Origin of the sequence: Pseudomonas sp. RW409 (assembly GCF_003184125.1) — a bacterium.
Lineage (GTDB): Bacteria > Pseudomonadota > Gammaproteobacteria > Pseudomonadales > Pseudomonadaceae > Aquipseudomonas > Aquipseudomonas chlororaphis_I.
Window position 1 is genome coordinate 453,903 of sequence record NZ_QHHP01000041.1, and the last position, 13,281, is coordinate 467,183.

12 protein-coding genes are annotated in these 13,281 nt (G+C 62.2%); 5 read left to right on the forward strand and 7 right to left on the reverse strand.

The window, feature by feature from the left end:
• Nucleotides 1–2 precede the first annotated feature (2 nt).
• A complete protein-coding gene (gene hutC, locus DK261_RS22490; protein WP_231999351.1) occupies nt 3–671 on the reverse strand; it encodes a histidine utilization repressor in 669 nt (222 codons plus the stop codon).
• 188 nt (nt 672–859) lie between these two features.
• On the opposite strand from hutC, the gene DK261_RS22495 reads away from it, so the two are divergent.
• On the forward strand, nt 860–2,224 hold the full coding sequence (locus tag DK261_RS22495) for a formimidoylglutamate deiminase (protein WP_101281684.1): 1,365 nt from the start codon (nt 860–862) through the stop codon (nt 2,222–2,224).
• 42 nt (nt 2,225–2,266) lie between these two features.
• Here the strand turns inward: DK261_RS22495 and DK261_RS22500 are convergent, their stop codons facing one another.
• Together DK261_RS22500 and DK261_RS22505 are read right to left on the reverse strand one after the other, a co-directional pair.
• Nucleotides 2,267–2,836, reverse strand: a complete 570-nt coding sequence (locus tag DK261_RS22500; protein ID WP_009046557.1) for a lipocalin family protein — start codon at nt 2,834–2,836, stop codon at nt 2,267–2,269.
• A gap of 35 nt (nt 2,837–2,871) precedes the next feature.
• Nucleotides 2,872–3,126, reverse strand: a complete 255-nt coding sequence (locus DK261_RS22505; protein WP_007925924.1) for a hypothetical protein — start codon at nt 3,124–3,126, stop codon at nt 2,872–2,874.
• Nucleotides 3,127–3,409: 283 nt separating this feature from the next.
• On the opposite strand from DK261_RS22505, the gene DK261_RS22510 reads away from it, so the two are divergent.
• The 3 genes from DK261_RS22510 (at nt 3,410) to DK261_RS22520 (ending at nt 5,994) form a co-directional block, all read left to right on the forward strand.
• The gene (locus tag DK261_RS22510; protein ID WP_218278184.1) at nt 3,410–5,302 is read left to right on the forward strand and encodes a methyl-accepting chemotaxis protein; all 1,893 of its coding nucleotides are present in this window, start codon (nt 3,410–3,412) and stop codon (nt 5,300–5,302) included.
• 90 nt (nt 5,303–5,392) lie between these two features.
• Nucleotides 5,393–5,665, forward strand: a complete 273-nt coding sequence (locus DK261_RS22515) for a type II toxin-antitoxin system Phd/YefM family antitoxin (protein WP_110176428.1) — start codon at nt 5,393–5,395, stop codon at nt 5,663–5,665.
• The gene (locus DK261_RS22520; protein ID WP_009046554.1) at nt 5,662–5,994 is read left to right on the forward strand and encodes a type II toxin-antitoxin system RelE/ParE family toxin; all 333 of its coding nucleotides are present in this window, start codon (nt 5,662–5,664) and stop codon (nt 5,992–5,994) included. Before DK261_RS22515 ends, DK261_RS22520 begins: the two co-directional genes overlap by 4 nt.
• Nucleotides 5,995–6,133: 139 nt before the next feature.
• On the opposite strand, the gene DK261_RS22525 is transcribed toward DK261_RS22520, so the two are convergent.
• The 3 genes from DK261_RS22525 to DK261_RS22535 all read right to left on the reverse strand — a co-directional run bounded on the left by DK261_RS22525 (nt 6,134) and on the right by DK261_RS22535 (nt 10,399).
• On the reverse strand, nt 6,134–6,736 hold the full coding sequence (locus DK261_RS22525; protein ID WP_028683791.1) for a DUF924 family protein: 603 nt from the start codon (nt 6,734–6,736) through the stop codon (nt 6,134–6,136).
• A gap of 3 nt (nt 6,737–6,739) precedes the next feature.
• The gene (locus tag DK261_RS22530) at nt 6,740–7,750 is read right to left on the reverse strand and encodes a class 1 fructose-bisphosphatase (RefSeq protein WP_009046552.1); all 1,011 of its coding nucleotides are present in this window, start codon (nt 7,748–7,750) and stop codon (nt 6,740–6,742) included.
• A 198-nt stretch (nt 7,751–7,948) separates the two neighbouring features.
• The gene (locus DK261_RS22535; RefSeq protein WP_009046551.1) at nt 7,949–10,399 is read right to left on the reverse strand and encodes a glycogen/starch/alpha-glucan phosphorylase; all 2,451 of its coding nucleotides are present in this window, start codon (nt 10,397–10,399) and stop codon (nt 7,949–7,951) included.
• A 265-nt stretch (nt 10,400–10,664) separates the two neighbouring features.
• Here DK261_RS22535 and DK261_RS22540 point away from each other — a divergent pair, with 265 nt between their 5' ends.
• On the forward strand, nt 10,665–11,108 hold the full coding sequence (locus tag DK261_RS22540) for a YkgJ family cysteine cluster protein (RefSeq protein WP_028683793.1): 444 nt from the start codon (nt 10,665–10,667) through the stop codon (nt 11,106–11,108).
• 272 nt (nt 11,109–11,380) lie between these two features.
• Here DK261_RS22540 and typA read toward each other — a convergent pair whose 3' ends face one another.
• A complete protein-coding gene (gene typA / locus DK261_RS22545; protein WP_009046549.1) occupies nt 11,381–13,201 on the reverse strand; it encodes a translational GTPase TypA in 1,821 nt (606 codons plus the stop codon).
• Between the last annotated feature and the right edge of the window lie 80 nt (nt 13,202–13,281).

The window sequence follows — 13,281 nt, forward strand, 5'->3', positions numbered from 1 at the left end:
CCTTACTTATGAAACCGCCCTTCCAGGCTGTGACGAGAACCCGGGTGGATCAGGCGCGCGGCGGTCACCGGCTGGCGGCCGGACCAGGTCCGGCGGCGAATCAGCAGGCACGGCTCGCCGCGCTCGATCTGCAGCAACTTGCATTCTTCCGGCTCGGCCAGAATCGCCTCGACCACATGCTCGCCCTCGGTCAGCGGCGCGACCTGGTTCAGGTAGGCGTATGGGGTCTGCAGGGTGAAGTCCTGCTTGAGGTAGTCCGGCGCCACCAGCGCGTTGACGAAGCGGTCCTCGATCTGCACCGGGATATCGTTCTCGAAATGCACGATCAGCGAGTGGAAGACCCTCTGCCCTTCGCGCATTTCCAGGGCCACGGCGCGCTCGGAACCGGCCGTCTCTTCACCCAGGGTGATGACCTTGCAGGTGTGGCGATGGCCGCGCGAGGCGATCTCGTCGGCGATGTTGTGCACCTCGAACAAGGCTGACTGGCTCTTGGGTTCGGCGACGAAAGTCCCCACGCCCTGCATGCGCACCAGCATGCCTTCGGCGGTCATCTCGCGCAGGGCGCGGTTGATGGTCATGCGGCTGAAACCCAGCTGGCTGACCAGCTCGCTTTCCGAGGGCACACGGTAGTGCGGCGGCCAGTTTCCACTCTCGATCTGCTGAGTGATCATCTGCTTGACGCGGGCGTACAGGGGCGCCGGACTATCGCCCAGATGGGCGGCCAGCGGGGAGTTGGCGGGCGGAGTCGGCACGGGAAATCCTTGTTTGTCGAAGAAGGCCACTAGCTTGCCGGAGTTTACCGAGCAGGCAAACGTCTGTATATGTATATACAAATAACACACGACGGGGTGCTTGAACCATGTCCGCCTTCTTTGCCGAACGCGCACTGCTGCCTAACGGATGGGCCAACAACGTACGTCTCGAGGTCAGCGCCGATGGCCTGTTGACCCACATCCAGGCCGATGCCAGCGCAGAAGGCGCCGAACGGCTCCAGGGCCCGCTGCTGCCGGGCATGCCCAACCTGCACTCCCACGCCTTCCAGCGGGCGATGGCCGGGCTGGCGGAAGTGGCCGGCAACCCCAACGACAGCTTCTGGACCTGGCGCGACCTGATGTATCGCCTGGTGGGCAAGATCAGCCCGGACCAGCTGGGCATCATCGCCCGCCAGCTGTACATCGAAATGCTCAAGGCCGGTTACACCTCGGTCGCCGAATTCCATTACGTGCATCACGACACCAGCGGCCAGCCCTACGCCGACCCGGCCGAGCTGTCGCTGCGTATCAGCCAGGCCGCCAGCGCCGCCGGCATCGGCCTGACCCTGCTGCCGGTGCTGTACAGCCACTCCGGTTTCGGCGGCCAGGCGCCCAACGAAGGCCAGCGCCGCTTCATCAACAGCACGGAAAACTACCTCAAGCTGCAAAGCCGCCTGCAACCGCTGCTGGCCCGGCAACCGGCCCAGCAGCTGGGGCTGTGCTTCCACTCGTTGCGCGCAGTCACCCCGCAGCAGATCAGCGAGGTGCTGGCCACCAGCGACAAGCAGTGCCCGGTGCATATCCATATCGCCGAACAGCAGAAGGAAGTCGACGACTGCCTGACCTGGAGCGGACGCCGACCGCTGCAATGGCTGTATGAAAACACCGAGGTCGATCAGCGCTGGTGCCTGGTCCACGCCACCCACGCGAATGCCGAAGAAGTCAGCCTCATGGCGCAAAGCCGGGCCATCGCCGGCCTGTGCCTGACCACCGAGGCCAATCTCGGCGACGGGATTTTCCCGGCGGTGGATTTCCTTGCCCAGGGCGGGCGCATGGGCATCGGTTCCGACAGCCATGTATCGCTGAGCGTGGTGGAAGAATTGCGTTGGGCGGAATATGGCCAGCGCCTGCGTGATCAACGCCGCAACCGCCTGTATCGAAACGACCAGCCGATGGTTGGCCGGACTCTGTACGACGCCGCGCTGGATGGTGGCGCCCAGGCCCTGGGGCAGCCGATCGGCGCCCTGGAAGTGGGCAAGCGCGCCGACTGGCTGGTGCTCGACGGCAACGATCCTTACCTGGCCACCGCCGAGGGCGACGGCATCCTCAACCGCTGGCTGTTCGCCGGCGGTGATCGTCAGGTACGCGATGTGCTGGTCAACGGTCAGTGGGTGGTGCGCGACGGACGTCACGCAGGCGAGGAAGAAAGCAATCGGGCCTTTACCCGGGTGCTGCGCGACCTGCTCGGCTGAAGCCGTCACCGCGGGAGCCAGCGTGCTGGTTCCCGCATGGATTCACTTCGAGGTCTTGGCCATCGCCGAGTCCGACACACGCCAGATCAGGCGGGTGGTGTCATACCCTTGCTGACGCGCCCTGCTCAGCAGATCCTCGCGAACCGCCTCGCTGACATTCGGCCGGCGCGACAACAGCCACAGGTATCGACGATCCGGGTTGCCGACAATGGCGGTCTTGTAGTCGTCGCTCACGTACAGCACCCAGTAGTCGCCCTTGGCCAGGCCCGGTATCAAACGGGAAAACCAGGTATCGAACTCGACCCACAGCTTGTCGGTTTTATCCGGCGCCTGCGGCGTTGCCGTGCCCCGCACCTCTTCCCATTGCCAGTTGGCGGTCAGGCAGCGGTTGAGCACCGTCATATTGCCTTCGGGCAACAGGGTGTAGCGGGCTTCGGATTGCGCGCAGTTACGCTGGAAATACATCGGCAAACGCGCCAACTCGTACCAGGTCCCTTGGTAACGCTTGAGATCGACGTGATTCGCGGTCTTGGGCGCCAGTGAATCGTCCCGGGAAGTGGCGCAGCCGGCCAACAACAGGCCGGCCAGAAGAGTGACTAGCAAACGCATCATTATTTTTCTCCCGTGGGCACGTGGCCCCGGTTTTTTTACTTCAGGCCTTGCCCGGAAAACATCAACACTTTGTCACCGGCGTACTGCACGCTGATAAAGCTGTTCTTGTCGCCCCAGGTGCAGCTGGACATGCCCAGCGCGCCGGAACAGTCGGTCGGTTTGCCCAGCAGTTTTTCAACTTCGGCCTTGGGCATGCCGGCCGACAGCTTGGAATAGTTTTCCTGATTGATCTTGCCGCACGCAGCCAACAGCACGCAGAACGACAACAGAGCGAGAGAACGCAGGGACATGGTGAAACTCCTGGGCGGACGGGGGGATGGCATGCTGCCAACCAGAAGCTTAGAAGAGAAAAGCCCCATCTGGTTCCCCAGCCAGACGGCTATTTATTGTGACGCAGCGCCCAGCATTTCCTCCCGAATCAACCACTTTGCGACGGCCAAAGACATTTCGTCGGACAGGCTTCGACGCCCCTCATCTTTAGTGATGGCCAGTCGACATAAAAGCAGCGCAAAAGCCGCCGTTATGGCAAATTGACGCCCCCTCGCTGACCACCCTCTCGCGGTAGTTCACTTAATGACCAGAAACATGAAATTCAGCCATAAGATCCTGCTTGCCGCCGCTCTTGTGGTCGCCGTTGCGTTCGTCTGTTTTATCCTGTTCAACGACTATCGACAGCGCGAAGCCCTGCGCAGCAGCAACGAATCCTCCATGCAGGAACTCGGCAGCCTGACCAGCAGCAACATCCAGACCTGGCTGGAAAGCCGCATCCAGTTGCTGCACACCCTGGCCCAGCAGATCGCCGTGGACGGCAGCGGTGCCGACGGCCTGAAACGCAGCGTCGGCCTCCCCGCCTACGCCAGCAACTTCCAGCTCAGCTATTTCGGCGGCCAGGACGGTGCGATGTTCTCGGTCCCGGCGGGCAACCGCGCGCCCGATTACGATCCGCGCGCCCGCGGCTGGTACAAGGCGGCCAACGCGGCCCAGCAGACCATCGTCACCGAACCCTACATCGCCGCCTCTTCCGGCAAGCTGGTGATCACCGTCGCCACCCCGGTCCAGCACCAGGGCAGCTTCATCGGCGTCGCCGGGGCCGATATCGACCTGTCCAACGTCAGCGCCATCATCAACTCGCTGAACTTCGGCGGCCATGGCCAGGCGTTCATCGTCAGCGCCGGCGGCAAGATCCTGATCCACCCGGACAGCAAGCTGGTGCTCAAGAACCTCAGCGACGCCTACCCCAATGGCGCTCCGCAGGTCAGCCCGGGCCTGAAGGAAGTCGAGCTGGACGGCAAGACCCAGTTCATCTCCTTCACCCGGGTCAACGGTGTGCCGTCGGCGGACTGGTACGTGGCGCTGGTGCTGGACAAGGACACCGCGTTCTCGATGCTCAGCGAATTCCGCACCTCGGCGATCATTGCCATGCTGATCGCCGTGGTGATCATCATCAGCCTGCTGGGCATGCTGATCCGTGTACTGATGCAGCCGCTGCACCTGATGGGCCGCGCTATGCATGACATCGCCGAGGGCGAAGGCGACCTGACCAAGCGCCTGACCATCCATGGCCACGACGAATTCGGCACCCTGGGCGTGTCGTTCAACCGCTTCGTCGAACGGGTTCACGGCTCGATCCGCGAGGTCGCCTCGGCCACCGGCCAGGTCAACGAAGTCGCCCTGCGGGTGGTCAGTGCCTCGAACTCGTCGATGTTCAACTCCGACCAGCAGGCCTCGCGCACCAGCAGCGTCGCCGCGGCGATCAACCAGCTCGGCGCCGCCGCCCAGGAAATCGCCCAGAACGCCGCCCTGGCGTCGCAGCACTCCAGCGATGCGCGCAACCTGGCCAGCGAAGGCCAGGCCGTAGTGGACCAGACCATCGCCGCCATGCAGCAGCTGTCGGCGAAGATCAGCGACTCCTGCGGCAATATCGAGACGCTGAACAGCAACACGGTGAACATCGGGCAAATCCTCGAAGTCATCACCAGCATCTCCCAGCAGACCAACCTGTTGGCCCTCAACGCCGCCATCGAGGCCGCCCGCGCCGGTGAGGCCGGGCGTGGTTTCGCAGTGGTCGCCGATGAGGTGCGCAACCTCGCCCACCGCACCCAGGACTCGGCGCAGCAGGTGCAGAAGATGATCGAGGACCTGCAGGTCGGCGCCCGCCAGGCGGTGAACACCATGACCGAAAGCCAGCGCGAGAGCGAAAGCAGCGTCGGCATCGCCAACCAGGCCGGCCAGCGCCTGGGCAGCGTGACCCAGCGCATCGGTGAGATCGACGGCATGAACCAGTCCGTGGCCACCGCCACCGAGGAACAGACCGCCGTGGTGGAGTCGATCAACGTCGACATCACCGAGATCAACACCCTCCACCAGGAAGGCGTGGAAAACCTGCAGGCAACCCTGCGCGCCTGCGCCGACCTGGAGCAGCAAGCGGCGCGGTTGACGCATCTGGTGGGCAGTTTCCGTATTTAACGATCGGCAACACTCAACTCGTCTGGCGCGGCGCACACAGGACTGAATAAAGACTAAACTCAGTCCTGCTTCCCCAGACGAGATGCTCCCATGAAGCTTTCCTCTCAGATCAAACCGATCAGCTACCTGAAAAGCCACGCCGCCGAGATCGTCAAGACCATCACCGAAAGCCGTGAGCCCATGGTCATTACCCAGAATGGCGAGGCGAAACTGGTGGTCATGGATGTGAAAAGCTTCGAGCAGCAGGAAGAAACCATGGCGCTGCTGAAGATCCTCGCCCTCGGTAATCGCGAGATCGATGAAGGCCAATTCCGCGACGCGGAGGATGTGTTCGCCGAACTGGACCAGGCCGACCAGCCGTGACGTTCAAGGTAGTGCTTCTGCATTCAGCGGAAACCGACCTCATCGAGTTGCGTACCTACCTCACCCAGCGGTTCTCCACCGCCACCTGGCAAAGCAGCTACGGCAACCTGAAACAGGCCATTCGCCAACTGGCCACCCTGCCCTATGCCGGGGTGATTCCCGAAGAACTCGAACAACTGCATATCGGTCACTACCGACAGATACTCTCGGGAATGAATCGAATCATCTATGAAGTACGGGACGCCACCGTCTACATCCATGTCATCGCCGACACCCGCCGAGACCTGCAAAGCTTGCTGATGGCACGGTTGCTGCGCGCCAAGCGCTAAGTATTCATGGGGCTTGAGGCCCTATCGCGGGCAATCGAGCGTCGACCGGCCGCTCCTACAGAAGAACCTAGGCATCTGTAGGAGCGAGCGGGCGGCGATCCGACTTGCCCGCGATAGCGTTTGATGCTGCTCAGAAGATTTAGAAGCTGGAACCCGGCTCGCGTAGGAATGCCAGTTCCTCCGGCGTCGATTCACGCCCGAGAATCCGATTGCGATGGGGGAAGCGCCCGAAGCGGGCGATGATTTTCTGATGCCGTTCGGCGTAGTCCAGCTGGTCGGCGAACACCGGTCGATCTTCCGGCGGCTGTTCGTCGTGCAAGGCGGCGAACCTGGAGATCGCTTCGTTCTGCACCGCCAGGTTCTCGCAATGCTCGAACACCAGGTAGATGAAGCTACGCTGCATCGCGGGCAGTTGCCGGTCGAAATCCGCGGCGATGCCCTGGGCCACCAGTGCCTGGGCACGCAGGTCGCCGGCAAAGCTCTTGGGGATTTCGCGATACAGCATGCGTGGCAGCTGGTCGAGCAGCAGCACCAGGGCCAGCCAGCCTTGCGGGCGTTGCGCCCACTCGGTCAATCCACCGGCCAAGGCCTGTTCCACCAGATCCCCGAAACGCTCGCGCGCCTCGAGGTCCTGGCTGTCACGCTTGCCAAACCACAGCTTGCCCTTTTCAGCGACGATGTCCGCAGGTTTCTCAGCAGAGCCGAACCACCAGTCGAGCAGGGGCTGCCAGGGCGCGGCCATGGTTTATTCCTTGTGGTAGGCGGTGACGCGGGCGACTTCTTCCTTCGAGCCGAGGAACACCGCTACGCGCTGGTGCAGGCCTTCAGGCTGGATGTCGAGAATGCGCTGGTGGCCGTCGGTGGCGGCGCCGCCGGCCTGTTCAACCAGGAACGACATCGGGTTGGCTTCGTACATCAGGCGCAGTTTGCCCGGCTTCGATGGCTCGCGGCTGTCACGTGGGTACATGAACACGCCACCACGGGTCAGGATGCGGTGCACGTCGGCCACCATCGCGGCAACCCAGCGCATGTTGAAGTTCTTCTTCAGCGGACCTTCCTCGCCAGCCATCAGCTCGCTCACGTAGCGCGCGACCGGCGCTTCCCAGTGACGCTGGTTGGACATGTTGATGGCGAACTCCTGGGTGCTCTCAGGAATGGTCAGGTCTTCGTGGGTCAGCACGAAGCTGCCCATTTCACGGTCCAGGGTAAAGCCCTTGACGCCATCGCCCAGGGTCAGCACCAGCATGGTCTGCGGACCGTAGATGGCATAACCGGCGGCTACCTGCTGGGTGCCGGGTTGCAGGAAGGCCTTTTCGTTCAGGGCTTCGTTCTGGCTCAGGTGCTCGTTCGGGCAACGCAGCACGGAGAAGATGGTGCCGACCGGCGCGTTGATGTCGATGTTCGACGAACCGTCCAGCGGGTCGAACACCAGCAGGTAGGCGCCTTTCGGGTATTTGCCCGGGATCTGGTAGGCGTTGTCCATTTCCTCGGACGCCATGCCGGCCAGGTGGCCGCCCCATTCGTTGGCTTCGAGCAGGATCTCGTTGGAGAGCACGTCGAGCTTCTTCTGCACTTCGCCTTGGACGTTCTCAGTGCCCATGCTGCCCAGGACACCGCCCAGGGCGCCTTTGGACACGGCGTGGCTGATCTCCTTGCAGGCACGCGCCACCACTTCGATCAGGAAGCGCAGATCGGCAGGAGTGTTGTTGCTGCGGGTCTGCTCAATCAAATAGCGACTCAGGGTAACGCGGGACATGGAAGGCTCCGGAGGAATGGGGGGGCTAAAAAACCCGCGCAGTTTAGCGCGAGTCGGGGTGCATTTCCTCCTATGAGACGAGATCCTTCATAGAGAGTTCATGCGTGGGGTTGAGCGTAGCCCGAAATCCGACCCGTAGCCGCTGGCGCAGGCTGCGCTAGCCTGCGCCCTTTCGACACTAGGGGGCCGACGAGCAGCCTATTCCAGAGCCTTCCAGATCTCCGTGGCGTACTCACGAATGGTCCGGTCCGAAGAGAACCAGCCCATGCGCGCACTGTTGAGCACCGCCGAACGCCACCAATGATTGCTGTCGCGCCAGCGCTCCTCGACATGCAATTGGGCATTCCAGTAGGAATCGAAATCGGCGCATACATGGAAGCGGTCATAGTCGATCAGCGAATCGATAAGGCCGGTGTAGCGGGCCGGATCGTCCGGCGAGAACACCCCGCCACGAATTGCCTGCAGCACATCGTTGAGGCGATGGGAGGCGGCGATGTCCGGCACCGCGCTGAACTCGCCGTTGCGTTTGCGCGCCTCCACCTGCTGGGCGCTGAGGCCGAAGATGAACATGTGCTCGGCGCCGACCCGCTCGCACATCTCGACATTGGCGCCATCCAGGGTGCCGATGGTCAGGGCGCCGTTGAGGCCGAACTTCATGTTGCTGGTGCCCGAGGCCTCGAAGCCGGCAGTGGAGATCTGCTCCGACAGGTCCGCCGCCGGGATGATGCTTTCGGCCAGGCTGACGTTGTAGTTGGGCAGGAACACCACCTTGAGCAGGCCACGCACGGTCGGATCGTTATTCACCGTGCGGGCGATATCGTTGCTCAGCTTGATGATCAGCTTGGCCTGGTGATAACTGGCCGCGGCCTTGCCGGCGAAGATCTTCACCCGCGGCACCCAGTCGATTTCCGGCTCGGCACGGATCGCCTGGTACAGCGCCACGGTGTGCAACAGGTTGAGCAACTGGCGCTTGTACTCGTGGATCCGTTTGACCTGCACGTCGAACAGCGCCGCCGGATTGACCGCGATCCCCAGGCGCTCATGGATGATCGCCGCCAGTGCACGCTTGCTATGCAGGCGCTGCTCGGCGAACTGCTTGCGAAAGGACGACTTCTCGGCGAAGGGCTCGAGCTTGAGCAACAGCTCCTCGGGGTTGTCCAGCAGCTCCGGGCCGACGGCCTCGACCAGCATCGCCGTCAGCTTGGGGTTGGCCTGGTACAGCCAGCGGCGGAAGGTGATGCCGTTGGTCTTGTTGTTGATGCGTTCCGGATACAGCTTGTGCAGCTCGGAGAACACCGTGCTGCGCATCAGCTGGGTGTGCAGGCCGGACACGCCGTTGACGCTGTGGGAACCGAGAAACGCCAGGTTGCCCATGCGCACGCGGCGCCCGTTGTCTTCTTCGATCAGCGACACCGCGCGCAGCACGTCGAAGTCGTGGATGCCCTTGGCCCGCAGCGAATCGATGTGCTGGGCGTTGATCAGGTAAATGATCTGCATGTGCCGCGGCAGCATGCGTTCCATCAGGCCCACCGGCCAGGTTTCCAGGGCTTCGGGCAGCAGCGTGTGGTTGGTGTAGGCCAGGGTTTCGACAGTGATCTGCCAGGCCGCCTCCCAGGCGATGCCGTGCAGGTCCACCAACTGGCGCATCAGCTCGGCCACGGCGATCGATGGGTGCGTGTCGTTGAGCTGGATCGCCGCATGCTCGCCGAGGCTGAGCACCGAGTCGTGCATGTTCTTGTGCCGGCGCAGCAGGTCCTGCAAGGATGCGGAAACGAAGAAGTATTCCTGGCGCAGGCGCAGCTCCTGGCCGGCTTCGGTGCTGTCCGCCGGGTAGAGCACCCGCGAGATGCTCTCGGCGCGGGCCACCTCGGCCACCGCGCCGAGGTGATCGCCGGCATTGAAGCGTTCCAGGTGCAGGTCTTCCATGGCTCGCGCCCGCCACAGGCGCAGGGTGTTGACGCTGGCGCCGCGCCAGCCGACCACCGGCGTGTCGTAGGCCACCGCGCGCACGGTTTCCGCCGGCCACCAGACTTGCCGCGCATGGCCAGCCTCGTCGGTGACGGTCTCGACGCTGCCACCGAAGCCGATCGAATAGATCACTTCCGGACGCTCGAACTCCCAGGGGTTGCCGAAATCCAGCCAGTGCTCGGTCTGCTCCTGCTGCCAGCCATCGACTATGGCCTGGCGGAACAAGCCGTGCTCATAACGGATGCCGTAGCCGTGGCCGGCAATGCCCAGGGTCGACATGCTTTCCATGAAGCACGCCGCCAGCCGGCCGAGGCCACCATTGCCCAGCGCCGCGTCCGGCTCCAGCAGGCGGATGCGCTCCAGGTCGACGCCCAGATCGCTCAGGGCATCGCGCGCCACGTCCAGCAGCCCGAGGTTGCTCAGGCTGTCGTAGAGCAGGCGGCCGATGAGGAATTCCAGGGACAGGTAATAAACGCGCTTCTGGCCTTTGCGGTAGATCTGCCGCGTGTGGTCCATCCAGTGCTCGACCATGTGATCGCGCGCCGCCAGGGCGATGGCTTCGAACCAGTCATGGTCGAAAGCGTGGTCCGGGTCTTTGCCCACCGCGTAGGTGAGTTTGGTCAGGACGGCATCGCGAAAAGCGGCCACCTCAGCGTCACGAACTTGCAGTTCCTGAGTCATGAATACGACCTCGAGCGAGATAGACAGTGAGCATGGAATTGTCTGAGCCTAGTCGGTCTGACAGGAGCCAAAGTCTCTGGTTCGGCGCGTCGTGCAATTGACCGAACAGAGGCAGCGTCTCCCGCGGCAGCGGGTAAAAATGATGCAGATGCCGTGCCGACCCTCGCAATCCCCCCGGGCACGGTTAAATTCCGTTAAATGGTTGTTCAAAAATCCACCAGTACCGGTATGATCGCGCGCCCTGATACACACGCTGGAAGCAAGCCTGATGAAGTCCAACCTGATCGCCGCCGCGGAAATCGACCGACTCGATACCTGGGCCAAGTATTCCGCGCCCATGTGCGGCTCCTGCATGTCCAGCTGCTGCACCCTGCCGGTGGAGGTCAAGATCAAGGATCTGATCCGCATCGGCATCGTCGACGAATTCGAGCGCGGCGAGCCGGCGAAGAACATCGCCAAGCGCCTGCAGAAGGAAGGCATCGTCGAGCGCTACAACCAGAAGTCCGAGATCTTCACCCTGCAGCGCATGAGCAACAACGACTGCCTGTATCTGGATCGTAAGAGCCGCCTGTGCACCATTTATGACAAGCGCCCGGACACCTGCCGCAACCACCCGAAGATCGGCCCGCGCCCAGGCTATTGCGCGTACAAGCCCAAGCCGGTCGAGCGCCCGACCAACACCGGCAGCCGGACCCTGGAACGCTTCTGAGCCTCGACCTGCGCCTGCAACCCTGTTCCCCGCGTAACCCTGCCACCCTGTAGCCGCTGCCGAGCCTTGGCGAAGCTGCGAACGGCTGCAAAGCAGCCGCAGTACGGGCCACCGCAGAGTTTCAGATACACCGCTTGACGACCGCTACGCGGCCGATCGCAGCCTCGCTGGCGCTCGGCAGCGGCTACAGGAATCAGCTCATTTTCGCAGATCAAAAAAAACGCCCCCGGCCTTTCGACCGGGGGCGTTTTTATTCAGCCTGAACTAAAAGATCAGTTCTTGGCTTTCTTGGCAGCGCGGGTACGCTCGCCTTCGTCCAGGATCTTCTTGCGAAGACGGATGGACTTAGGAGTCACTTCACACAGCTCGTCGTCCTGGATGAATTCCAGAGCCTGTTCCAGGGTGAAACGAACCGGCGGAACCAGGGCGATGGTTTCGTCCTTGCCCGAAGCACGCATGTTGTCGAGCTTCTTGCCTTTGGTTGGGTTCACGCCCAGGTCGTTGTCACGGCTGTTCAGACCAACGATCTGACCGTTGTAGATTTCCTGGCCGTGCTCGACGAACAGCTTGCCGCGCGCCTGCAGGGTTTCCAGGGAGTAGGTCAGTGCCTTGCCGGTCTCGACCGAAACCAGTACGCCGTTCTGACGGCCGGACATGTGGCCGGACTTCATCGGAGCGTAGCGATCGAAGATCGAGGTCAGGATGCCTGCACCGTTGGTCAGGGTCAGGAACTGGTTACGGAAACCGATCAGACCACGGGCTGGAATGTTGTATTCCAGGCGTACACGGCCCTTGCCATCCGGAACCATGTTGCTCAGGTCGCCTTTACGCAGACCCATTTCTTCCATGACCTTGCCCTGGGATTCTTCAGGGATGTCGATGGTGACGTTTTCGAACGGTTCCTGCTTCACGCCGTCGACTTCACGGATGATCACTTCAGGACGGCCAACGCCCATTTCGAAACCTTCGCGACGCATGGTTTCGATCAGTACCGACAGGTGCAGCTCACCACGGCCGGAAACCTTGAACTTGTCGGCCGAGTCGCCTTCTTCAACGCGCAGTGCAACGTTGTACAGCAGCTCTTTGTCCAGACGTTCCTTGATGTTACGGCTGGTCACGAACTTGCCTTCTTTACCGCAGAATGGCGAGTCGTTGACCTGGAAGGTCATGGAAACGGTCGGCTCGTCGACGGTCAGCGGCTTCATCGCTTCGACAGCGGTCGGATCGCACAGGGTGTCGGAGATGAACAGCTCGTCGAAACCGCTGATGCAGACGATGTCGCCGGCAGCGGCTTCTTCAACGTCCACACGGTGCAGACCGTGGTGACCCATCAGCTTCAGGATACGGCCGTTGCGCTTCTTGCCTTCGGTGTCGATAGCGACGACCGGAGTGTTCGGCTTGACGCGACCGCGAGCGATACGACCAACGCCGATCACACCCAGGAAGCTGTTGTAGTCCAGAGCGGAGATCTGCATCTGGAACGGACCGTCACGGTCAACGGCTGGAGCCGGAACGTTGTCGACGATCGACTGGTACAGCGGGGTCATGTCTTCGGCCATGTCGGTGTGGTCCAGACCGGCAATGCCGTTCAGGGCCGAGGCGTAGACGACTTTGAAGTCCAGCTGTTCTTCGGTGGCACCCAGGTTGTCGAACAGGTCGAAGATCTGGTCCAGAACCCAGTCAGGACGCGCGCCTGGACGGTCGACCTTGTTAATTACCACGATCGGACGCAGGCCGGCTTCGAAAGCCTTCTTGGTCACGAAACGGGTTTGCGGCATAGGGCCGTCTTGGGCGTCGACCAGCAGCAGAACGGAGTCGACCATCGACATTACGCGCTCAACTTCGCCGCCGAAGTCGGCGTGGCCCGGGGTATCCACGATGTTGATGTGGTAGCCGTTCCAGTTGATGGCGGTGTTTTTGGCCAGGATGGTAATACCGCGCTCTTTTTCCTGGTCGTTGGAGTCCATCACGCGCTCGTCGTTGAGCTCGTTGCGCTCCAGGGTGCCGGATTGACGCAGGAGTTTGTCTACCAGGGTGGTTTTACCGTGGTCAACGTGAGCAATGATGGCGATGTTGCGTAGATTTTCGATCACTTGTGTATCTCGATCAGAGGATTCGGTGTGCTGACAACTGCTGGCAGCGATTAACAATAGAGTCCGGCAAGGCCGTTACA